General features: G+C 60.0%; 25 protein-coding genes. 15 read left to right on the top strand and 10 right to left on the bottom strand.

The genetic code is table 11. The features are described from left to right. Positions 1-74 precede the first annotated feature (74 nt). Entirely contained in the window at positions 75-638 is a 564-nt protein-coding gene (locus BLW70_RS23185; protein ID WP_074877965.1) for a GNAT family N-acetyltransferase, read from the bottom strand. Positions 639-862: 224 nt separating this feature from the next. Between BLW70_RS23185 and BLW70_RS23180 the strand changes: the two genes are divergently transcribed. The 3 genes from BLW70_RS23180 to BLW70_RS23170 all read left to right on the top strand — a co-directional run bounded on the left by BLW70_RS23180 (position 863) and on the right by BLW70_RS23170 (position 3,652). Next, complete coding sequence (locus BLW70_RS23180) at positions 863-1,774, top strand: universal stress protein (protein ID WP_074877963.1); 912 nt, start codon at positions 863-865, stop codon at positions 1,772-1,774. A gap of 188 nt (positions 1,775-1,962) precedes the next feature. Further along, positions 1,963-2,847: a universal stress protein gene (locus BLW70_RS23175; protein ID WP_074877962.1), complete on the top strand. Its 885-nt coding sequence runs from the start codon at positions 1,963-1,965 to the stop codon at positions 2,845-2,847. A gap of 103 nt (positions 2,848-2,950) precedes the next feature. Continuing rightward, positions 2,951-3,652 carry a phosphoribosyltransferase gene (locus tag BLW70_RS23170; protein WP_074877961.1) on the top strand — a complete coding sequence of 234 codons (702 nt, stop codon included), beginning with the start codon at positions 2,951-2,953 and terminating at the stop codon, positions 3,650-3,652. A 52-nt stretch (positions 3,653-3,704) separates the two neighbouring features. Here the strand turns inward: BLW70_RS23170 and BLW70_RS23165 are convergent, their stop codons facing one another. Beyond that, a complete protein-coding gene (locus BLW70_RS23165) occupies positions 3,705-5,072 on the bottom strand; it encodes an erythromycin esterase family protein (protein WP_074880780.1) in 1,368 nt (455 codons plus the stop codon). Between the two features lie 239 nt (positions 5,073-5,311). On the opposite strand from BLW70_RS23165, the gene BLW70_RS23160 reads away from it, so the two are divergent. Next, entirely contained in the window at positions 5,312-6,343 is a 1,032-nt protein-coding gene (locus BLW70_RS23160; RefSeq protein WP_074877959.1) for an NAD-dependent epimerase/dehydratase family protein, read from the top strand. Here BLW70_RS23160 and BLW70_RS23155 read toward each other — a convergent pair. Together BLW70_RS23155 and BLW70_RS23150 are read right to left on the bottom strand one after the other, a co-directional pair. Further along, positions 6,270-6,677 carry a MerR family transcriptional regulator gene (locus BLW70_RS23155; RefSeq protein WP_074877957.1) on the bottom strand — a complete coding sequence of 136 codons (408 nt, stop codon included), beginning with the start codon at positions 6,675-6,677 and terminating at the stop codon, positions 6,270-6,272. The genes BLW70_RS23160 and BLW70_RS23155 overlap by 74 nt on opposite strands. Before the next feature lie 159 nt (positions 6,678-6,836). After that, entirely contained in the window at positions 6,837-7,592 is a 756-nt protein-coding gene (locus tag BLW70_RS23150) for an SDR family oxidoreductase (protein WP_074877955.1), read from the bottom strand. Positions 7,593-7,797: 205 nt separating this feature from the next. Here BLW70_RS23150 and BLW70_RS23145 point away from each other — a divergent pair, with 205 nt between their 5' ends. Both BLW70_RS23145 and BLW70_RS23140 read left to right on the top strand, forming a co-directional pair. Further along, positions 7,798-8,367 carry a YceI family protein gene (locus BLW70_RS23145; protein ID WP_074877952.1) on the top strand — a complete coding sequence of 190 codons (570 nt, stop codon included), beginning with the start codon at positions 7,798-7,800 and terminating at the stop codon, positions 8,365-8,367. A 487-nt stretch (positions 8,368-8,854) separates the two neighbouring features. Beyond that, on the top strand, positions 8,855-9,577 hold the full coding sequence (locus BLW70_RS23140) for a GNAT family N-acetyltransferase (RefSeq protein ID WP_074877950.1): 723 nt from the start codon (positions 8,855-8,857) through the stop codon (positions 9,575-9,577). A gap of 254 nt (positions 9,578-9,831) precedes the next feature. Here BLW70_RS23140 and BLW70_RS23135 read toward each other — a convergent pair whose 3' ends face one another. Continuing rightward, the gene (locus tag BLW70_RS23135) at positions 9,832-10,962 is read right to left on the bottom strand and encodes a DmpA family aminopeptidase (protein ID WP_074880776.1); all 1,131 of its coding nucleotides are present in this window, start codon (positions 10,960-10,962) and stop codon (positions 9,832-9,834) included. Positions 10,963-11,172: 210 nt separating this feature from the next. Next, positions 11,173-12,276 carry a polyamine ABC transporter substrate-binding protein gene (locus BLW70_RS23125; protein ID WP_074877948.1) on the bottom strand — a complete coding sequence of 368 codons (1,104 nt, stop codon included), beginning with the start codon at positions 12,274-12,276 and terminating at the stop codon, positions 11,173-11,175. Positions 12,277-12,387: 111 nt separating this feature from the next. On the opposite strand from BLW70_RS23125, the gene BLW70_RS23120 reads away from it, so the two are divergent. Continuing rightward, positions 12,388-13,164: a helix-turn-helix transcriptional regulator gene (locus tag BLW70_RS23120; protein ID WP_074877946.1), complete on the top strand. Its 777-nt coding sequence runs from the start codon at positions 12,388-12,390 to the stop codon at positions 13,162-13,164. Here the strand turns inward: BLW70_RS23120 and BLW70_RS23115 are convergent. Next, positions 13,148-14,089 carry a class I SAM-dependent methyltransferase gene (locus BLW70_RS23115; protein ID WP_074877943.1) on the bottom strand — a complete coding sequence of 314 codons (942 nt, stop codon included), beginning with the start codon at positions 14,087-14,089 and terminating at the stop codon, positions 13,148-13,150. The two genes, BLW70_RS23120 and BLW70_RS23115, sit on opposite strands and share 17 nt — an antisense overlap. Before the next feature lie 203 nt (positions 14,090-14,292). Between BLW70_RS23115 and BLW70_RS23110 the strand changes: the two genes are divergently transcribed. The 6 genes from BLW70_RS23110 to BLW70_RS23085 all read left to right on the top strand — a co-directional run bounded on the left by BLW70_RS23110 (position 14,293) and on the right by BLW70_RS23085 (position 17,788). After that, positions 14,293-14,913 carry a cytochrome b/b6 domain-containing protein gene (locus BLW70_RS23110; protein WP_074877941.1) on the top strand — a complete coding sequence of 207 codons (621 nt, stop codon included), beginning with the start codon at positions 14,293-14,295 and terminating at the stop codon, positions 14,911-14,913. Next, a complete protein-coding gene (locus BLW70_RS23105; RefSeq protein WP_074877939.1) occupies positions 14,910-15,695 on the top strand; it encodes a molybdopterin-dependent oxidoreductase in 786 nt (261 codons plus the stop codon). The genes BLW70_RS23110 and BLW70_RS23105 overlap by 4 nt, the downstream gene beginning before the upstream one ends. A gap of 68 nt (positions 15,696-15,763) precedes the next feature. Then, positions 15,764-16,045, top strand: coding sequence for a pentapeptide MXKDX repeat protein (locus BLW70_RS23100; protein WP_074877936.1), 282 nt, complete (start codon positions 15,764-15,766; stop codon positions 16,043-16,045). Between the two features lie 179 nt (positions 16,046-16,224). After that, entirely contained in the window at positions 16,225-16,632 is a 408-nt protein-coding gene (locus BLW70_RS23095; RefSeq protein ID WP_074877935.1) for a response regulator, read from the top strand. A 163-nt stretch (positions 16,633-16,795) separates the two neighbouring features. Then, positions 16,796-17,008: a DUF1059 domain-containing protein gene (locus BLW70_RS23090; RefSeq protein ID WP_074877933.1), complete on the top strand. Its 213-nt coding sequence runs from the start codon at positions 16,796-16,798 to the stop codon at positions 17,006-17,008. Between the two features lie 111 nt (positions 17,009-17,119). Next, on the top strand, positions 17,120-17,788 hold the full coding sequence (locus tag BLW70_RS23085) for an HAD-IA family hydrolase (protein ID WP_074877931.1): 669 nt from the start codon (positions 17,120-17,122) through the stop codon (positions 17,786-17,788). A gap of 106 nt (positions 17,789-17,894) precedes the next feature. Here BLW70_RS23085 and BLW70_RS23080 read toward each other — a convergent pair whose 3' ends face one another. Next, positions 17,895-18,554 carry a methyltransferase family protein gene (locus BLW70_RS23080; RefSeq protein WP_074877929.1) on the bottom strand — a complete coding sequence of 220 codons (660 nt, stop codon included), beginning with the start codon at positions 18,552-18,554 and terminating at the stop codon, positions 17,895-17,897. Between the two features lie 55 nt (positions 18,555-18,609). Further along, positions 18,610-19,557 (bottom strand): GlxA family transcriptional regulator, encoded by a 948-nt coding sequence (locus tag BLW70_RS23075; RefSeq protein WP_074877928.1) that lies wholly within the window; start codon positions 19,555-19,557, stop codon positions 18,610-18,612. 123 nt (positions 19,558-19,680) lie between these two features. Here BLW70_RS23075 and BLW70_RS23070 point away from each other — a divergent pair, with 123 nt between their 5' ends. After that, positions 19,681-20,472 carry an SDR family NAD(P)-dependent oxidoreductase gene (locus BLW70_RS23070; protein ID WP_074877926.1) on the top strand — a complete coding sequence of 264 codons (792 nt, stop codon included), beginning with the start codon at positions 19,681-19,683 and terminating at the stop codon, positions 20,470-20,472. Positions 20,473-20,539: 67 nt separating this feature from the next. After that, a complete protein-coding gene (locus tag BLW70_RS23065) occupies positions 20,540-21,472 on the top strand; it encodes a pyridoxal-phosphate dependent enzyme (RefSeq protein ID WP_074877924.1) in 933 nt (310 codons plus the stop codon). A 52-nt stretch (positions 21,473-21,524) separates the two neighbouring features. Here BLW70_RS23065 and BLW70_RS23060 read toward each other — a convergent pair whose 3' ends face one another. Beyond that, complete coding sequence (locus BLW70_RS23060) at positions 21,525-21,842, bottom strand: DUF2388 domain-containing protein (RefSeq protein ID WP_074880773.1); 318 nt, start codon at positions 21,840-21,842, stop codon at positions 21,525-21,527. Between the last annotated feature and the right edge of the window lie 248 nt (positions 21,843-22,090).

The following is a 22,090-nucleotide window of genomic DNA, read 5'->3' as shown; positions in this document are numbered from 1 at the left end:
TGGCGCTGAGGTTGGGCGCGCATTAGTGGGCACCCCGCGATGAACCGTTGGCCGAATCATCACGGGGTGCTTTTTTACAGGGACAGACGATGGATGACCTGACAACTGTCATCGGGATCATTGTGTGTCTCGAAACCCAGGGCTTTGGCCAGGTCGCGCATCGGCGCGTTGCTGGAGGCATCCACCGAATACATCTGGCGAAAACCGTTCTTGCGGGCGGCTTTGATCAGATGCTCCATCAGTACCGTGCCCAACCCCAGGTGCTTCCATTCATCGGCGACCGTTACGGCGCATTCACATTCGTGTTCGCCGGTGGCGGCGTAGCGGCTGACGCCGATCTCGATCAGTTGACCGTTTTCATGAACCAGCGCGATGTAGGCCAGGCGCTGTTTGTTGTCGGTGTCCATCAACTGGTTGAGCATGGCGGTGCCCGGTTCGTTGATCCGCGCGAGAAAGCGCATATGCCGGGACTCGGGGGACAGGCGTTTGATAAAGGCGTATTCACGTTCGCGGTCTTTTTCCGCCAGCGGCCGGATCAATACATGGCGGCCATCCTTGAGCGCTTCAATCCAGTATTGTCCGGTCACTGCCGCGTAGGCAGCTGCAGCCCGATCATTGTGGTCTTTGACAGTGAGCATGGGGTGATCCTCCGTCCGGTTTGAAAGGCTGGCGCGCGGTGTTCACCACGCGGTTCATTCCTTTTTACCCCGCCTGCGGCGCTTGAATCTGATCTGGATCAGGGAGTCGTGACACCAGGCACTCATTTGCTCGTGTTTGATGTAAATCAACCCGGGGCAGGGGGCAACGGGCGCAGTCTTGGATTTGCCGGCGCTTGAGGGCCGGTGTCGAGCCGAGGTGTGTGATGGGTCAATATCAACGTTTGTTGCTGATCGCCGATCAAACCCTGCACCAGTCTCCAGCCATGCTCCGTGCCGTCGCGCTGGCCAAGGCGAGCGGGGCTGCGCTGGACGTGCGGGCCTTTGTCGAACCGGTGCCGATCGTGCATTTGTGGGAAGAGAAAACCGACGACGCAGGCTATCAACGCTATTTGCGCCGCTATCGCCGCTGGGTGGCCGACGAGATCGAGCAGCTCAGCGGTCAGGGGCTGGAGGTGACGGTCGAAGTGGTCTTCACGACCCATCCACTGCCCGACATCTTGAAAACTGTCGAAGAGCTCAAGCCGGACCTGTTGATCAAGGATGTCACGTTGGAACCGGTACTCAGGCGAGTGTTCATCACCCCGCTCGATTGCCACTTGCTGCGCGAATGCCCGGTCCCCGTGCACCTGGTCAATCAGACCCGTTACAGCTTGCCGCACCGGGTTGTCGCCGCGGTGGACCCGCTCGACCCCTCGACCCAGATCAGTGGCCTGAACGACACCATCATCCAGACCGCCAACGCATTGGCGCTGCAATGCGATGCGCCGCTGCACCTGCTTTATGCCTATGACTTGTCGCCGGCTTTCAATGGTGATGCACCGTTGATCAGCGGTGGCTGGGGGGCGGATTTCGTTGAGGAGCTGCGCCAATCCTTGCACCTGGCGTTTGTCACCCTGGCGGATCGATACGGTGTGCCGCCGGAGCGACGGCATTTCGTCATGGGCCTGCCGGTGCCGGTGATCAGTGAGTTTGTCGAGCAATACCTGGCGGATGTGGTGGTGATGGGCACCGTGCATCGGGTGGGTGTCGACCGGTTGATCGGCAGCAACACCGAGCGGGCGTTGTACTCGGTGCCGGGCAGCATTCTGGCGGTCAGGTCGAACGTCAAGGGGTGAGCGCGATCACGCCGTTTCGACGGGTGTCTATGCTTTATACAGGTGTTTGATGTAGATCAACGCCAGGGGAATGCTGGAGGAGGAATCTGGATTTAATGCCGGTGCTCGATCCCGCGGGATCAACCACTGGCCTCGGCAACGGTCGATGGGCAGCGAGCGCCGAAGACCCACCCCACTGGAGGCAGATCATGAGCCAGTATCAACGGTTGTTACTGATCATCAACCCGGCCCTGCGCCATTCCCAGGCAATAAACCATGCCGCCGCGCTGGCCATGACCTGCGGTGCAAGTTTGCATATCGCCGCCTTGATTCCATCGTTGGATATGTTGTCGCTGCTCGAATCTGGCGATCGGGAAAGTGCTCGAGAGCGCTATCGGCAGGATCATGAGGACTGGCTCAAGGCTCAGGCAAAAACTCTGCGCAGCGGGGGCATCAACACCACCACTGAGGTGGCTTGGGCTGATGGTATGCGCGAAGCCATTCTTGATCACGTCATGGAAATGCAGCCTGACCTGTTGATCAAGGAGGTTCAGCACGAATCAGCGCTTAAACGCGCTTTTTTCACGCCTCTGGATTGGCATTTGCTGCGTCATTGTCCGATACCGCTTTATCTGTTGGGCGGCGGCGGTTACGTGTTGCCACGCAAGGTCATCGCAGCGGTGGAAGTGTCGGATGCTGCGTCTTGCGACGATGAACTGAATGACCGGATCATCCAGCAAGCGTGCGGTCTCGCCCTGCAGTGTGATGCCGAGTTGCATTTGCTGTACGCCTGCAATATTTCGGCCGCGTTCCTGGCGGACATGGGCGGTTTGACCCTGGCTGAGCTCACGAAAGCGCTGCGCAAAGACCTGGAAAAATCATTCCTCAAGTTGGCCGGTCGATTCGGTGTGCCCTCTGATCGTCGGCATTTCATCGAGGGACATCCCGTTAAGGTCCTGAGCGAGTTCGCCAACGCCCATCAAGTGGATGTGATTGTGATGGGCAGAGTCCAGTCCCATGGGGTGGGCAAGCTTCTGGGCAGCACGACCGAACATATTCTGTATCAGGTGCCTTGCAGCATTTTGGCGGTCTAGAGGGCCTTCAGACTGAACTTGATGTCAGCTCCGTCAGACCGACACTTCGCTAGTGACCCTGTGATGCGAACCGACAGGTGTGATCGCCTGAGGAGGTTTTCAAATGAGTCCCTCATCGCCCACCATCCTGCAAGACCGGGCCGCTGCCGGTCGACGGCTGATAGAACCGTTGCGCCAATACGCCCATCGCCCCGATGTCATCGTCCTCGCCTTGCCCCGTGGCGGTGTGCCGGTGGCCTATGAAGTGGCCTCGGCACTGGATGTTCGTCTGGACCTGATGCTGGTGCGCAAACTGGGTGTTCCGTCTCATCAAGAGTTTGCGATGGGCGCCATCGCCAGCGGCGGCATACAAATCCTCAATGAACAGGCGCTGCGGGTTCACCCGATTGATCCGGCCACGTTCGATGAAGTGGTTGCACGGGAAACCCGCGAGCTGTTACGCCGCGAGCAGGTTTACCGGGGAACGCGCGCGCCTTTGCAACTCAAGGATCAGGTGGTGATCCTGATCGACGACGGCCTGGCAACAGGCGCCTCGATGATGGCGGCAATCCATGCGGTACGTGCGCAGGCGCCGTCGCGTATCGTCGTCGCCGTGCCGGTGGCGCCGATCGAGACGGCGGAGGCGTTGCGCAGTGAGGTGGATGAGCTGATATGCCCGATCATTCCCGACTGGCTGATGTCGATCGGCCATTGGTACATGGACTTTACCCAGACCTCGGATGCCGAGGTCATCAAGCTGTTGCAGCGGGCGTGGCAGCGAGAATCCGCCAGCGACGCCACAGCTCAGGGGCGTTCCGATACGTGAGCCCAGGTCGCGAAAGCGAAAACGCACTGCCTGACAGGTGATACTCCCGGTGTTACACACCAAACGGGAAGGTGTCGTCTTCGGGCTCCAGTTCCTGGCTTCTCGGCAGCGCCAGTGCCGTCACCGGACGGGTCTGTTCAATCCAGACCATTGCATCAAACTGTTCGGCCAGCACCGCTTCGAAGTAATGACTGCTGCGCTCGCTGTCGGGGCGGTAAATCACCCCGATGGCCCGCTCCAGCAAAGGTTTGGACAGGGCTCGAAGCAGGTCTTTTCGCTGCGGATCTCGCCAGTCGGTCAATGAAGCCGGGACACCAGCCTTGAGGAACTGATGCTCCCAGCTGTCTGGACGAGAGGGCCGGATGTCCTTGATGTGCATCTCGCCATCCCAGTCATCGGCGGCTGCTACCTGGCCGCGGTCGGTGCTCATGCCGATCAGCACGACATGGCGGCCATATGCATTGCGGCACAGCTGACCGATATTGAACTGACCTTTCCAGCCCATTTCCGTGGCCGCCGCATTGCCGATATGGGAGTTGTGGGCCCACACCACCGCTTTGGCTTTTGGGCCGCGATGCTCCAGCAGGGCCTGTAAGGTGTCGAACATGTGGCGGTCACGCAGGTTCCAGGAGGCGGTCGAACCTCGATAAATCGCTCGATAGTATTGCTCCGCCGCCCGCACGACCCGGGCGTTTTGCGCCGCATTGAAGAACGCCTCGTCGGATTGGACAAGCCCGGCCAGTTGTTCGGCCAGCATGACATTGAGTTGGTCGACCACGGCCTGCTCGCAGGGCATCAGGCCATTGCGTTCGACAAAATGGCCGTACAACGCAGGATCATCCTGCCAAGGGGTCAAACAGCCATAACGACGCCTTGCTTCGTGTGCCAGGTGCGGGTCAGTCCTTTCCAGATAACTCAGCACCTCATGAATGGAGTTTCGCAAACTGTAAACGTCCAGACCGCGAAACTCGACGCGAGATTCAGGAGCTTGCTGGTGGTTGTACCGATGGAGCCAATGGGCGAACGCTCTCACATCGGTGTTGCGCCACATCCAGGTCGGAAACCGGCTGAAGATATGCCGTTTCCAGGCCGAGGGCACCAGCCCCCGCACATATCGGTCGACATGACCTGCGTCTGGCCAGTCGGCTTCAACCGCCACGATATTGAAGCCGTGCTGCTCGATCAGCCTTTGGGTGATCGCAGCCCGGGCTCGATAAAAGTCGCAAGTGCCATGGCTGGCTTCACCGATCATCACCACCCGCGCATCAGCGTAGCGGTCGAACATTTCACCAAAGGTTTTGGCCTCCAGATCCGGCAGGGGCTCGGCGTATTGACGCAGCAGCGGGGCGATGGCGGCCTCGTCAATGTGGCTGTGTGAGCCATAAAGGGTGTCCGGTATGTCTTGGGAAGTGGTGTTCATGGACGTCATCCCCATGAGGGTGGATTGCCCAATGCGCAGTGCGTCGGTTTTGATCGGCACGACTGAGCGGTCTGTGTCTTATTTGAGTCAGAAACAGGAGGAAAATTCTTCGTCGGTGACCCGTTGATTCGGCAATCCAATGGCCGCGTGATCGCGTACTGCTTGACTCTGTCCCACGGGACAGAGCCTAAGGTCGTCTTCGCCAAAACGGATGTTGTTCAAGCGAGAGGGAGGGTTGTATGAGTCAGTTATGTCTGGTCACAGGGGCCAATGGGCATTTGGGCAATACCTTGGTCAGAGCCTTGCTCGATCAGGGTTACCGAGTCCGCGCAGGGGTTCGTGATGTGAACGAATCGGCGGCGTTCGAGGGGCTGGATTGCGAAAGGGTGTATGCCGAACTGCTCGACGAAGCGGCCATGCTCGAGGCGTTGAACGGGGTGGACCTGTTGTTTCAGGTCGCGGCGGTGTTCAAGCACTGGGCGAGGCATCCGCACGCCGAGATTATCCAACCGAATGTGGAAGGAACACGTCGCGTTTTGCAGGCGGCGGCTAAGGCCGGGGTCAAGCGCGTGGTGTATGTCAGTTCCGTTGCGGCCATCGGTCAGAACGGGCAGAAGCTCGATGAAGAGCACTGGAACGACGAGGACCAGAATGCCTATTACGCGTCCAAGATCCTGTCGGAGAAAATGGCCTGGCATACGGCGCAGGCCCTGAACCTTTGGATGGTCTCGGTGTTGCCCTCGGCGATGATCGGCCCCAACGCGGCCAAGCTGACTGACACCATGAAGTTTGTCGATTCGGTCAGGTTGCGACAAATGCCTCTGGACCCAGGCTTTCATTTCAATTTTGTCGACGTGCGAGATGTCGCCCTCGGGATGATCCTCGCGGCAGAAAAAGGCCGGTCAGGGCAGCGCTACATTCTGGCGAATGAACGGTCCTCTTCACTGGCCGAGATCATTGATGGCGCGAACGAGGTTTCACCGGGCTATCGCCTGCCACCGCTGGCGCCCAAATGGTTGTTGGTCGCGGTGGCGTGGATGCAGGAGCGTTGGGCCGGCTTGACCGGTCGGCCAGCGCAACTGTTGCTCAGTCAGGTCAGGATGTTCCACGGCGTCAAGCAGGAATACGCCATCACCAAGGCCAGGACCGAATTGGGCTTTTGTCCACGAGCGCCACAAGATGCCTTGCAATCGACGTTTATCTATCTAGGCCAGCGCTCGACGCATCGCTATGAGGCGTTATCACTGTGCCCGGTTCAAAAAGGCAATTGATCTCGCTTTTGAGTTCGCTGAGGTGATCAGCCAAGGCCTGCATGTCGGCTATTTTCGCGAAAATTTGTTGGCGTTTGAGGTCGATCGCCTCGTTGGCCAGTACCAAGGGAAAGGCTTGCAATGTGGTCTTCGCCGCGATGAGTGGCACCATTTCGGCGAGCTTGAAACCGGCGATCTGCGCCCGGCGGATCAGGCGCACGAGCGTGAGGTGATGTGAGGTGTAGATGCGATATCGACCCTGACGATCCGGTTCCGGGATCAACCCCATCTGTTCGTAAAGTCGAATGGCTTTCGGGGTACAACCGGTGAGCCCGGCGAGTCGTCCAATGAACATCAGCAATCCTTCTCGCCATGCGAGTCGCTATCGAAAATCCGCAAGCCATCCTATCGCAGCCCGATTTGCTTGCAAGCCGTTGCCTGTGAAGAACTGATACCTGAACGATGAGAGCGGGTTCAGTTCCTGGACCCGCTGGTCATCATCGCCACTGGCGACTCAAGAGGGATGTGCAGTCTCTAGCCAATCTTCAAACCGGGTCGCTCCGACGATAGGGTTATCGCCGGGCGTGAGGGACTTGTCATCGATCGGGGCGCCGAAGTAAGGAACCGTGTCATCCGGGACGGCTTCGCGCGGGTCCTTGGTGTGTTTCAGGTACTCATTCACGAACTCGACAATGGGCCGGCGATCCGGCCCGGCCACTTCCACGGTCTGATGGGTCGGCGCTTTTTGAGCGATAGCCGTCAGAGCAGCGGCGACATCCACCGAGGCCACAGGTTGCAACGCGGCGGACGTTAAATGGATGGTGTTGCCGTCCTCGCGACCCGAGTAAGCAATGGCACCAATGAACTCGAAGAACTGCGTGGCCCGCAGGATGGTGTAGGGAACGCCCGAGGCCTTGACGAGTTTTTCCTGGGCCATTTTGGCCCGGAAGTAACCACTGTCGAGCATCCGTTCGGTGCCCACGACGGACAGGGCGACATGGTGTTTGGTGCCGGCTACCTTCTCGGCAGCGAACAGGTTATGCCCGGCGGTTTCAAAGAAATGCAACGCCGCGTGATCCTCGAATGAAGGGGAGTTGGCCACATCGACCACCACATCGGCGCCCTTGAGCGCGTCCGCCAGGCCTTCGCCGGTGATGACGTTGATGCCGGTACTCGGTGACGCCGAGATGACTTCATGCCCCAGGTCCTGGAGGTTCTTGCAGACTTTGCTGCCGATCAGCCCGCTTCCTCCGATGATGACGAATTTCATGGCCGGTCTCCCGATGCGGTGAGGTGGGACAGTCATTAAACACCCTGGTAGCGGCCGTATCGGACGGTATTGGCATGGGGCCGACAGGTGGTCGGAAGTGTGAGCGGCAGGTGGAATTAACGGTGTTTGTTTGCTTTAGTCCACCTATCGCTGGCTCACGTGTGCGGCGCCTCTGCTCATAACGGGAGCCCAACCGGAGAGTCCCATGAAGCACCGATTCCCGACCTGCGCCGTGCTGGTGGCCGCCCTTGCATTCGGCGCGTTGCCTTGTGTCCAGGCGGTTGAATACACCCAGGTCAATGAAATCGCCAGCACGATTTCCTTCACCTATAAACAGTTCTCTTCGCGGGTATACGGCACCTTCCGCAAGTTCGAGGCCACGCTTGATTTCGACACGGCCAACCCGTCGGCAGGCCGCGCCGCGCTCACCATCCAGCTCGACAGCATCGACGCCGGAAGCAGCGACGCCAACAGCGAACTGCAAAAACCAGCCTGGTTCAACACGGCAACGTATCCAGTGGCGACGTTTGAATCGACCGGCGTGAAAGTCATGGGCGACAACCGTTACTCGATCACCGGCAAACTCACGCTCAGGGGGATCACCCGTGAAGTGGAGGTGCCGGTGCTTTTGAAGGCCGAGAACGCCATCGGGATTTTCGACGGCAAGTTAACGCTCAAGCGCAGCGACTTCAAAATCGGCGAGGGGGAATGGGCCGACGGTGTTGTCTCCGACAAGATCAATATCCGGTTTCGCATGGTTGCGCCGGAGCAGTAGCACGGTCGTCGCGAGTCATGAGGTTGGCGCATCAGTGGCGGTCGATGATCGTTCCCACGCGGAGCGTGGGAACGATCATTAAGGGGTATCGCGAGTCATGAGGCTGGCGCATCAGTGGCAGGCGACGATCGTTCCCACGCTCCCGCGTGGGAATGCCGCAACGGACGCTCTGCGTTCGGCTCCGGAAGGGACGCGGAGCGTCCCGGGCTGCATTCCCACGCAGAGCGTGGGAACGATCATTAAGGGGTATCGCGAGTCATGAGGTTGGCGCATCAGTGGCGGGCGACGATCGTTCCCACGCTCCCGCGTGGGAATGCCGCAACGGACGCTCTGCGTTCGGCACCGGAAGGGACGTGGAGCGTCCCGGGCTGCATTCCCACGCGGAGCGTGGGAACGAGCGTCATACCACCTTCGGCCACGTCAGCACGTTATGATAGGCACGTCCGCGAACACACTCTTCACGTCCGCCCCAGAGTCAGAGCCACGAATGCCCCAGATCACCCATTTCAAAACCCCGTGCCCCGAGCACATCAATAGCCAGATCCTGCAGATGGTGGTCGATTACCTGACCGACATCAGCATGGTCGCTATCGCGCCGAGCAACCTGTTGTACAACGTTTACCAGTACGCGATTGGCTACGAGGTTCACCTTTATCTGGAGGCGTTGAACGGGGTGAAAGGGATGGCGGTGGAGTTGCTCGTCGCGACCGACGAAGACGACCCCGAGAAGGTCATCGGCTTTCTGTTGTACCTGCCGGTCAAGGACGATCCCGATGCATGCGGGGTTGCGTACATGGCGGTGAGTGCCAGCCATCGGCGCCAAGGCATTGCCCGGCGGATGTTGCAGGAAATGGTCGGCCGCTATCCGCATGCCGAGTTGACGTGCGCGGTGGCCAAGGTTCCGTATTTTGAGGCAATGGGGTTTCAGGTGGTGGGCGTGCGCGCGACTCAAGTGCTGATGAACACCCGCGACCACGGCACCGATGGCTTGATGGCCGTGCTGGACGTGGCGCCGATCTACAGCTCGCTGGAGGTGCGGCAGATTCATACCTACCTGCTGCAAAAACACGGCAAGCGGGCCATGCTCGATGCGGAGAAACAGCGTGACCGGCATCTGGACCAGATGACGCGCAAGGCCAATGAATTTGTTCGGGAGCGGCTGGGTGAAGGTGCAGCGCCAGCCCCGTCCCCTAGACTGCGATTGGTCTAGTCGCTTCGACTCAACGCAAAAAAAAGCCCTTGGTGCGAACAACGTGCCAAGGGCTTTCTTGTGTCTGGAAATCATGCAGATAAAAAAAGAGCCTCAAAGCTCTTTGATGGGGAGGAAGTAGAGCCCTCGAGGCTCAAGATGCGCGTGAAACAAGTGGCGAGCTTGGTAGGGGTTCATTTCACTCACCACTTACGCAACGGCTTGAGTCAACAAGCGGCTGCGTAGATTTATCGTAGAAAGTTGGGGGTTTGCGCTCAAGTACCGCTAGTCGAATCCCCTGGCCACCCGGCCCGACGCAAGGCGTTGAGCAGCGTCCCGGCATCCAGACCCGGTACCGCATGGCCGTTGCCTTCGGCGGTGTCCGAGGCCAGCAAGGCATTGATGATCGCTTCCTCCACGGCTTCGGTGGCGGCCAGGAACAACTCGCTGATGTGGTCGTTGTTGACCATGCTCAGGTTGTCGGTGGTCGGCGCACGCTTGTTCTCGTAAGCGGCCGGCGGCACGTGCTGATTGCCGGTGGCGAAGGCGATGAAGATGTCACCGCTGTGGTCTTCATTACCACCGCCCGTGCGGGCCAGGCCGAGGCTGGCGCGCTGCGCGAGGCGCGTGCACTGGTGCGGCAACAACGGCGCGTCGGTGGCCAGGCAGACGACAATCGAGCCCATGCCCGGATGCGGCAAGGATGCCTTGAGGAACGGCGAGTCAGCCTTTTCCATGTAGCGCCCGACCGGGTAACCGTCGACGCGCAGTTCGTTGCGGATGCCATGGTTGGCCTGGACGATGGCGCCGACGGTCCAGCCGCCCTGAGCACTGTTCAGACGCCGCGAAGCGGTGCCGATCCCGCCCTTGAATTCATGGCAGATCATGCCGCTGCCACCGCCGACGGCACCTTCGATCACCGGACCACCCGCGGCCGCGCTCAGGGCTTCGGCCACATGTTCAGGCTTCACGTGGAAACCGTTGATGTCGTTGAGCAGGCCGTCGAAGGTCTCCAGCACCACGGGCATGTTCCAGTAGAGTCGCCCGTCATCTGGCTGCTGTTCTCGGTCCAGCACAACCAGCGCATCGCGCACCACACCCAGGCTGTGGGTGTTGGTGAAGGCGATCGGGCTGGTCAAGAGGCCTGCTTCGCGAATCCATTCAAGACCGGTCGCATCACCGTTGCCATTCAGCACATGGACGCCGGCAAAGCACGGTTGCAGGCTGGTAGAACCGGCACGCGGTTCGATCACGGTGACGCCGGTCAGGATGTCGCGACCGTTTGCCGTGCGTCCTCGCACATTGCTGTGACCGACCCGGACGCCGGGCACATCGGTGATGGCGTTGAGTGGGCCGGGTTGCAGTTGGCCGAACTGGATATTCAAGTCGCGGGCACGTGGTTTCATCGTTTCTCTCATCTTCAATTCATTAAAAAATTATTGCCTAACGCAATCCCCGTAGCAGCTGTCGAGCTTGCGAGGCTGCGTTTGGCTGCGAAGCAGTCGCAAACTCTGAGTACGCGGTGCTTCAGGAGGATCGCGTTAACCGGATTTACGACTGCTGCGCAGCCGAACGCAGCCTCGCAAGCTCGGCAGCTGCTACAGATTTCATCGCGGTTACTGACCGTTTTTGACTTTGCTCCAGATCCTTGTGCGCACGCGCTCGGTGGCGGGCGGCAGAGGCTGGAGGGTGAATAACGTGGCCATGGCTTCGGCCGACGGATACACGGCCGGATTGTTGCGGGTCGCTTCGGCCACCAGTGGCGTCGCGCTGCGGTTGCCATTGGGGTAGGAGAGGTGATCACTGACCGGCGCGATGACTTCAGGGCGCATCAGGTAGTCGATGAAAGCCAAACCCTGTTCCGGGTGCGGCGCGTCCTTGAGCAACACCAACGTGTCGAACCACACCGGCGCGCCTTCTTTGGGCAGGCTGTAGGCGATCTTCACGCCATTCTTCGCCTGTTCGGCAGTGGTCTTGGCTTCCAGCATCGCGCCGGACCAACCCACCGCCACGCAGATGTTGCCGTTGGCCAGGTCGCTGATGAACTTGGACGAGTTGAAGTAAGCAATGTGCGGACGCAGCTTGAGCAGCAGTGCCTCGGCCTTTTTGTAGTCTTCGGGGTTGGTGCTGTTGGGTGGCAGGCCGAGGTAGTGCAGGGCGACCGGCAGCATCTCGGCCGGCGAGTCGAGCATGGCCACGCCGCACTCGCCGAGCTTGGCCAGGTTGGCTTCGTTGAACACCAGGTCCCAGGAATCCACTGGCGCCTTGTCGCCCAGCGCGGCGCGGACCTTGTCGATGTTGTAGCCGATGCCGTTGGTGCCCCACAGATACGGCACGGCGTACTGGTTGCCCGGGTCGTTCTTGGCCAGTTTCGCCAACAGGTCAGCGTCCATGTTTTTGAAATCGGGCATCTGCGCGTGGGGCAGAGGTGCCAGGGCGCCGGCCTTGATCAGGGTCGGCAAGCTGAAATTGCTGGCCACCACCACGTCGTATCCGCTGCGGCTGGTGAGCAATTTGCCCTCCAGCACTTCGGCGCTGTCGAAGGTGTCGTAGACCGGGACAATCCCGGTGTCACGCTTGAAATCCTGCAGGGTCGTGGGGCCAATGTAGTCATACCAGTTGTAGACGTGAACCGTCGGGCCGTCGGCGGCAACCGCCGATAGCGAGACCGACAGACAGGTGCCCAGTCCAAGATTGATATACGAGCGGTGACGACTCATGATGCGGCACTCCTGGCCTGCTGCAGGCCGGTGATGATCAGGTGCTTGCAGCGTATCGACCGGGAGTGGACTCACCCATTCCCATCATGGGTTACTCGAAAGGGGTAGGGCGTGGACGCGTTGTTGAAAGAGTTACCGGTGCACCAGGGGCTGGCGCGGGTCTTTGGTGCGGTGGGGCAGGACGGGTTCTGGCGTGCGCTGGTTGATACGCTGCGGCTGCTGGTGCCGATGGACAACGCGTTGGTCGCAGTCATGAGGGCCGGGCGGGTGCCGCGTCTGCTGATCGATTTCGACTCGAAGGGCGGTGCTGCCGAGCATGAAGACCTCGCGGACTACAGCGCTGGCATGTACTTGCTCGATCCGTTTTATCAGGCCGCCTGTGCCGGTATTGCCGACGGTTTGCACAGCCTCGATTCGGTGGCCCCCGACCAGTTTCAGCAGAGCGAGTACTACCTGAGCTACTTCCGCAGCGTGGTGGGCGGCGACGAGTTGCAGTTCATGGTCAACGTCGAGGGCGCCGTGCTCGGTTTGTCGTTGGGACGCTCGACGCGATTCACGCTTGAAGAGCAGGGCCGCCTGCTTTGCGTGCGCGATTGGGTGCTGGCGGCGATGCGCCGTCACCTGCAACTGATGCCCCCGGAAGGACCGGCCACCGAGGCGGTGGCCGGGGATCTGGCGACCCTGCTGGATCGTTTCGACGCGCGTCTGTCGGTGCGGGAAATCGAAACGGCGCGCCTGATTCTCCAGGGCTTCTCAAGCAAGGCGATCGCCCAGCAGATGGGCATTTCCCCCGAGACGGTGAAGGTGCACCGGCGCAATCTCTATCACAAGCTCAATGTGAATGGGCATGGTGAGTTGTTTGCCCTGGTGCTCAATCCTCCCGCTTGAACACCAGCGCCTTCAACCCGCATTCAACATCGGCATCGGGAAATTCCGGCGGGTTGTCCAGCCGTTGCTCGAACCGCAGGCTCGGTGCTTCGCGGGTGACGCCGTCGATGAGGAAGTCCGCACCAAACGCCGGATCGTTCATGCACGCCAGTACCGTGCCCTGCGGGCTGAGCAGTTCCGGCAGTCGGCGCAGCACGCGCTGGTAGTCCTTGGTCAGCAGGAAACTGCCTTTCTGAAACGACGGCGGGTCGATGATCACCAGGTCGTAAGGGCCCTTGCCGATCACCTTGCCCCAGGACTTGAACAGGTCATGACCGAGGAACGTCACCTTGCTCAGGTCGTGGCCGTTGAGCCGGTGATTGTCGCGGCCACGGCTCAGGGCCGGGCTGGACATGTCCAGATTGACCACGTGCGTCGCCCCCCCTTCGATGGCCGCTACCGAAAAGCCGCAGGTGTAGGCGAACAGATTCAGCACGCGCTTGCCCTGGGCATTGGCCCGCACCCAGTCGCGGCCGTAACGCATGTCGAGGAACAGGCCGGTGTTCTGCTTGCGGCCCAGGTCCACCCGGTAATGCAGGCCGCCCTCGGTGATCGTCATCTCGTCGATCGCGTCCCCCAACAACCACTCGGTGGTGCTTTGCAGCAGGTAGCGATGTTGCAGCAAGAGGGTATGCGCGCCGGATTGCGTCCACGCAGGCGATTGCGTGAGGTCCATCAGTTTGTGTTTCAACGCCTCCAGCTGCGAGGCTTCGGGTTCCTTGAACAGCGACACCAGCACCACGCCCTGCAACCAGTCGACCGTCAATTGCTCCAGCCCCGGCCAGCACCGGCCCCGGCCGTGGAACAGCCGGCGGGTTTCGGCGGGGGCGGTGGCCAGGGCTGTCAGCAGATGGTCGTGGAGGGTGGAAAGGGCGTCAGCGTTCATCGGGCAGGGCCAGCAATTTGTGGGGGCGGCATTTTAACCACAATTGAGCCAAGGGCGGACCACGCAAAAAAAACTGTGGGAGCAGGCTCACTCCCACAGGTTATAGGTGGGTAGTTATCACGTTTAATTTAACTTTACGTGAGGATTTGGCGATCTGTCGGCTCGCATAATCGGCTCCAACGATCAACCGCCGGGAGCCCATCATGTCGCAGTTACCTGCTACACCCACGGTCAGCAGCCATCCCCGCTGGTTACGGCTGACCCATTGGCTGAACGCCCTGGCGGTGCTGGTCATGGTCACCAGCGGTTGGCGAATCTATAACGCCTCCCCGCTGTACGACTTCAGTTTTCCCAAAGAAATCACCTTGGGTGGATGGCTCGCTGGCGCGTTGCAATGGCATTTCGCGGCGATGTGGCTTCTGGCCGTCAACGGTCTTGTCTACCTGATCATCAACCTCGTCAGTGGTCGTCTGAAACGGCGCTTTTTCCCGGTTTCGCCCAAAGGGGTTTTGCATGACTTGTGGGCGGCATTGCGCGGTCGATTGGGGCATGCCGACCTGAGTCATTACAACCAGGTGCAACGGGTGGCGTACCTGTTCGTGATGGTCGACATCACGCTGCTGGTGATCTCCGGGCTGGTGTTGTGGAAATCCGTCCAGTTTCCGCTGTTGCGTGAGCTGATGGGTGGCTACGAAAGCGCGCGGCACGTGCACTTCATCGCGATGGCGCTGTTGGTGGCCTTTGTCGCGGTTCATTTGGTGATGGTCGCGCTGGTGCCCAAAACGTTGTGGGCCATGATTGTCGGTCGCAAGGAGGTCGTATGAAAAAGCGCATTCAAGGCTCAGGGCTGGACGAGTCGTCCATCCTGACGGATGCCAGAAAGATCCTCGCACCGCAGATCGAGGACCGCTCGCGACGCTCGTTCCTGATGCGCGGCCTGACCCTCGGCGGCGTGGCCATGTTGTCCGGCTGCAACCTCACCGACAACGAGAGCGTCGAAACCGCGTTGTCCTCCATGTCCCGGTTCAACGATCGGGTCCAGGGCTGGTTGTTCAACCCCAATACCCTGGCACCGACTTATCCCGAGTCAATGATCACCCGGCCGTTTCCGTTCAATGCCTTCTACGGCATCGAGGAGGCGCCGACGGTGGAGGAAGAGGGTTATCGACTGGAAGTGACCGGCATGGTCGCCGACAAGCGCAGCTGGCGCCTGGAAGAACTGCGCGCCATGGCCCAGACCGAACAGATTACCCGGCACATCTGCGTCGAAGGCTGGAGCGCGATCGGGCGCTGGGGCGGCTTACGGTTCAGTGACTTCCTGAGACGGATCGGTGCCGACACGGATGCCAAATATGTCGGCTTCAAATGCGCGGACGACTACTACACCAGCATCGACATGGCCACCGCACTGCATTCGCAAACCTTACTGGCGCTGACCTATGACGGCGCGGTGCTGCCGCGCGAATACGGCTTCCCGATGAAGCTGCGCATGCCCACCAAGCTGGGCTACAAGAACCCCAAACATATTCAGGCGCTTTTCGTCACCAACACTTATCCGGGTGGCTACTGGGAAGACCAGGGCTACAACTGGTTTGCTGGTAGCTGATGGCGCCTGGCCACTTCACTGCGCAGCACCCGCTGCGCTTCGCAACCTGTGCTTCAAGGAGTTTCATCATGAAAAAGTTAGCGACCACCGTACTGTCCATGTGCCTGGCGTTTAGCGCCGCCAGCGTGTTTGCCGCTGATGCAGCAACCAGTAACAGCATGAGCAACGACAGCATGAGCAAGGGCTCAATGTCCAAAGACGCGATGCACAAAGACACGATGAAAAAGGACGCCATGTCCAAGGATTCCATGAGCAAGGACGCGATGAAGAAAGACGCCATGTCCAAGGACGGAATGAAAAAGGATGCGATGTCCAAGGACAGCATGAAAAAAGACGCATCGTCGTACTGATCCGCACACCCCTGGTCGAGACCAGAACCTGGTTGGCAGGCGCCCTGCAGCGCTGTATGCGCCTGATTTCGCCTCCCGGTTGTATCAAAAATGAATTTCCGCGAAGTCCGCTGCTCATACCTGATAGGTAGCGGATTTGAACCCGCGAAATCATTGATGCGATCAGGGAGTGGCAAATCATGTGTCCAGAATCGATAGCAGGTGATCACCTTGCTGGCGGGTTGATTCTCGTGGTTGAGGACGACCCGCTGATCCTGGAATTTCTCTGCGAAATTCTTCAGGAAGAAGGCTTTGTGGTTGAACCGCATATCAGTGCAGACGCTGCATCGGAATATCTGGAATTGCATGCACGACAGGTTAGCTTGTTGCTCACGGACATCACCATGCCAGGCAAGCTCAACGGCGCCGATCTGGCCAATCTGTTTGGCGACCGTTGGCCCGAAAAACCGATCATGATCATGTCCGGTTTTGAAACCCCGGAAAGCTCCGGGGTCAGGCATTCGGTGTCGTTCATCAAGAAACCGTGGGCGCTCGGGCAGTTGCTGGACTGTGTGGAATTTGCCTTGAAGTCGAAAGACACCCTATAGAACCTGAACCCATCCCACCTGTGACAATGGGCCTTGTGGCGGGCCTATACTTCAAGAGTCGGCACACTCGGTGCGACATGCAATCGTGTTTGATGTCTGGGGGCGCGTCGAGTGACCATTCGCGCAGGCCGCGGCCTGCGTTCGTCGCAGGGAGGAGAAGATCATGGCGCGTAAATACATCGACTGCCGCGAGTTTCCAAGTGATGCCAAATGCTCGGTCGCTCTGTGCGCAGACTCTGAAAACGAACTGCTCGAGGCTGCTGCACAGCATGCGGTCAGTGTTCACAAGCACACCGATTCACCGGAACTGCGTGCTCAATTGAAAACAATGTTTCACGACGGCACGCCGCCTGTTGAAGCACCGCGCACCGCTTAGCAAGAAAAACCTCTGCTGGAGTTGCCGAAGGCTCGGGTAGCGTTCGGCAGCTCCTCGCAAATGCTACATTGTTCGGCGAACCCGCCTGGCACTTGCGAGAGGTACCTCCCCTTGTCTGCTCAAAAATCTGTCCTCAACACCTCATACCGCGCTTTTCTGTTTGATATGGACGGCACCGTCCTCAACTCCATCGCCGCTGCCGAGCGGATCTGGGCGGCCTGGGCCTTGCGTCACGGCGTCGATGTCGTCTCATTCCTGCCCACCATCCATGGCGTTCGCGCCATCGACACCATCAATCGCCTGGCGTTGCCGGGGGTGGATGGCGAGGCGGAAGCGGCGTTCATCACCGAGGCGGAAATCGAGGATGTCGAGGGGATCATCGAGGTGCCTGGCGCGGCGAATTTCCTGAAATCGCTGCCCGCCAACCAATGGGCAATCGTCACCTCGGCGCCGAAGGCATTGGCGCTGCGGCGGATGGCCGCGGCGGGCATTCCAGAGCCTTTGGTGATGGTCACTGCCGAAGACGTGAGCGCCGGAAAGCCTGATCCCGCGGGCTATCGACTGGCAGCCAGGCGTTTGGGCGTTGAACCGGCCGATTGCCTGATTTTCGAAGACGCCACCGTGGGCATTCTCGCCGCCGAGGCAGCGGGAGCGGGCCTGATCGTGGTGACCGCGACCCACGACCATCCGCTCCAGACTCCGCATGCCACATTAGCCAGCTACGACTCGGTCGAGGCCCATGTGGATCAAGACGACCAAATCCGCCTACACACAATCTAATGTGGGAGCGAGCCTGCTCGCGATGGCGTCAGCACATTCAGCGTTGATGTGACTGAAAGATCGCAATCGCGAGCAGGCTCACTCCCACAGGGGATAGGTGAATTGGCTAATAAACCCCGGGAATCAACCGCCAACTGCGGGCGCAGTAAGCCTCGTATTCGCTGCCGAACTGCGCCCTTAACAGCGCTTCTTCGGCGTGAATGCGGGCGATCAGCGGGATTAGCGTCAGCGCGGCCAGCAACAGGCCAACGCCAGAGCGAAAGGCCAGGGCCCAGCCCACGGCAGTGATCATCAGCCCCAGATAACTGGGGTTGCGCAAGGTGCGATAAATCCCGTCGGTGACCAGCGTGTGCCCCGGCTGAATCGCCACCAATCCGCTGAAACGCTTGCCCAGCACAAACACCGGCCACAGCCGCAGCGTGCCGCCGATGATGAACAGCAACGCCCCGAGCCAGCGCACCCCTTCGCCGCCAAAGGTCCAGAAATCGATCCGGTCGGTGTACGCCGGCAGGTACCCGCTCAATAAACCGATCACCCCGAACGCCGGCAGTACCCAGCGATTGGCCCGGTCTTCACGTTCGCCGGGACTCAGGTTGACCTCGGTGAACCAGGACGCGATGACCATCACCAACGTGGCAAGCACGATGACCACCAGCGGTGCATGAGCGAAAAACGCCGAGAACCCGCCAAGCCCCCACACCGCAAGCCCAAGGTAGGCGAGGGTGGAAACAATGGCGAAAAACGCCAGTTTGGCCGAGATTTTCATCTGCACCTCCACAAACGGACCTGACACCGTTCAGTGTAGGAGCCTGCGGCAGCTCCTATGTGGCGCTGTCGGCCCTGGCATTTCGCCGAATCACTTGCGGCGGCTGTCCGAACGCCCGCAGGAAGGCTTCGCGCATACGACGGCAGTCGCTGAAACCGGATTCTTCGGCGATCTGGTCGAGGGTCAGGCGTCCGCGCTCGAGCATCTGCCGTGCCGTTTCCAGGCGCAGGTTCTCGATGGCTTTGGCCGGTGATTGACCGGTTTCCGCCCGGAAGGCCCGGCTGAACTGCCGAGGGCTGAGGCGCGCGACGTCCGCCAGTTGCTCCACCGACAAGGTTTCGGTGAGGTGTTCTCGCGCATAGCCGAGGACGGTTTGAATGCGGTCGGATTTCGCCTCCAGTTCCAACAGCGCCGAGTGCTGCGACTGGCCGCCCGCGCGGCGGTGGTACATCACCAGTTTCTGCGCCACGGAACGGGCCAGTGCGGCGCCGTGATCCTTTTCCACCATGGCCAGCGCCAGGTCGATGCCGGCGGTCATCCCGGCGGAGGTCCAGATCGAACCGTCGACGACGTAGATGCGGTCTTCTTCGACCTTGATCGACGGGAACCGCGCTTGCAGCTCCCGGGCATAAGCCCAGTGGGTGGTGGCCCGCCGTCCGTCGAGCAAACCCGCCTGGGCGAGGACGAACGCCCCGGAGCAGATCGACGCCGTGCGCCGTGCGGTTTTAACGCTGTGGCGCAGATACGTCAGCACGCCCTCGGGCGCCTGCTCGAGGATGGCATCGCCGCCGACTACGATCACCGTATCGAACACTCGTTCACCAAAGGCTTCGGTGCCGACGCTCAGGCCACCGGACGCACGCAATGTGCGGCCGTCTTCGGACACTACGCTGACGTCATAAAGCGCTTCGCCCGCGCTGAAATTGGCGTACTCGAACACCGGCATGGCCGCCAGCGCCATGGACTGAAACCCTTCAAACACTACAAACGCTACGGAAGTCATTGAGGTGTCCTCAAAAGGTCATGTCCGAAAAACGTACTTTAAACGTCATTTGAGACGAGCGTTAGACCCTTTATAACGGTTCGCACCCGGCGACGTTATCGCCTCACTGTGAAGGTAATCGACATGGCTCTCTCATCCAAAGGCACCGCACTGATCACTGGCGCTTCTTCGGGCATCGGCGCGGTGTATGCCGACCGCCTCGCGCGGCAGGGTTACGACCTGATTCTGGTCGCCCGCAACCAGGCAAAACTGAACGCCCTGGCCAACCACCTGAGTAACGAAACCGGCCGCGCCGTGGAAGTGGTCGCCGCTGATCTGAAAGACAAGGCCGACGTGCGGCGGGTTGAAGAGATTCTACGCAACGACGCCAGTATCACCCTGTTGGTCAACAACGCCGGGGTCGGTGCTGTCATGCCGCTGCTCGGCAGCCCGGTGGATGACATGGAAGACATGATCACCCTCAACGTGACCGCGTTGATGCGCCTGGCTTACGCGGTGGTGCCAGGCTTCGTCGCTCGCGGCACCGGGACGGTGATCAATATCTCCTCGATCGTTGCCATCGCCCCGGAAATTCTTAACGGCGTGTATGGCGGGACCAAGGCGTTTGTCCTCGGCCTGAGCCAGTCGATGCACCGCGAGTTGGCGGACAAAGGCATTCGTATCCAGGCCGTATTGCCCGGTGCTACCGCTACTGACTTCTGGAGCGAGGCCGGCAACCCAGTGGAAAACCTGCCGCAAGAGATCGTGATGTCTGCCCAGGACATGGTCGATGCCGCGTTGACGGGCCTGGCGCAAGGCGAAGTGGTGACCATTCCCGGCCTGCACCAAGGCGACCAGTGGGACACTTACGAAGCCCAGCGCCAGACGCTTTCGGGGTTGTTCGGTAACTCCACGGCAGCACCGCGTTATAGCTGAAGCGGTAGCCGCCGGGCAGGGTGAACTAAGCTTGGATAAGGACCGTTCACCCTTAAGGAGCACCACCATGCTTCACATCAGAACGCCCTTGATTCTGCATCCGGATCTGTCGACCCCGTCCCGACGAATCTGGCTCAAGCTGGAAAACCTGCAACCGAGCGGCTCATTCAAACTTCGCGGCATAGGGCTGTTGTGCAGCCAGGCGGCGGAGCAAGGGAAACGCAAAGTGATCTGTCCTTCCGGCGGCAATGCCGGGTTTGCCACCGCCGTGGCTGCCGCCAGCCTGGGGTTGAAAGCCTGCATCGTGGTGCCGAACACCACGCCGGAAACCACCCGTGCACGGATCAGGAAAACCGGTGCCGAGGTGATCGTCCATGGCAAGGTCTGGGACGAAGCCAATCTACGGGCCAAGGAACTCGCCCAGGGCGCGGACACCGAATACGTGCCAGCCTTCGATCACCCGGTGCTGTGGGAAGGGCACAGCACGATGGTCGATGAAATCCTCGAGGACTGTCCTCAGGTCGATGCACTTGTGATGTCGGTAGGGGGCGGAGGCTTGCTGGCGGGGATTCTCACCGGATTGATCCGCCACAAGCGCATGGACTGCCGGATCATTGCGTGTGAAACCCAGGGTGCCGCGTCTTTTGCCGCCGCTGTCAGCGCCGGACATCCGGTGGTATTTCCCCGGATCGATACGGTCGCCAAGTCGCTCGGCGCTACGTTGGTGGCTGCCTGGCCGGTGCAGCACATCCTCGATTTCCCGCATGAATGTGTCGTGCTCAGCGATGACGAGGCGATCATGGGCGTGGTGCGTTACGCCAACGACCTGCGTCAGTTGGTCGAGCCGGCGTGCGGCGTTTCGTTGGCGATTGGATACCTGGACCATCCGGCGATTGCCGATGCCCATGATGTAGTGATTGTGGTGTGTGGCGGCGTGAGCATCAGCGCGCAATTGGTGGCAGGTTGGGCGCGATTATCCAAGGGTGCTGAAGTGAGGTAGGGCTGCAAACGCTATCCGGGTGCCGCGAGCCCCACCGCTACTTTTTCAGCCTTTATTGACCTGCAGCTACGCCTTCCTGGACGAGGATTGCTCTGGCCAGGTCTTCGTCGCTGGCGTTGAGACCGGGATTTTCCAGGCGAACCTGCTTTAAGTACGACTCCAGATAAGCACCCCGAATCGCGCCACCACTGGCGACGAAGCTGGTGGCGTCATCTCGGGCTGGTATCACCCGTTTGTCATCCTTGAAGGTCGAGTACAGCGATGCGGAGACCCCGGCCGAGGTGGCGACATCTTTTGCATCTACATCGGCCATGGCCGAACCAACGGGCAAACAAAGCACTAGTGAAGAGATGATAATCAGACGACGCATGACGGTGTCCTCGGAAAGCGTGAAGCAAAAAAGGAAGTACCTCATAGTCTAGGATGCGTGGCGGACGTCAGGAGTTCCCTGGCGAAGCGATATCAGTTCAATACTGATCTGGCCTAATGAATCTGGACAAGCTCACTCCCACAGGGAATGAGGTTGGTCATACATTTTGCGGCCACCCAAGATCCAATGTGGGAGCGAGCCTGCTCGCGATAGCGGTGGGTCAGTCACCTTGATGTTGAGTTTGCCGA

Origin of the sequence: Pseudomonas frederiksbergensis, assembly GCF_900105495.1 — a bacterium.
GTDB classification, from domain to species: domain Bacteria; phylum Pseudomonadota; class Gammaproteobacteria; order Pseudomonadales; family Pseudomonadaceae; genus Aquipseudomonas; species Aquipseudomonas frederiksbergensis.
This window is presented reverse-complemented; position numbering and strand designations above follow the sequence as displayed.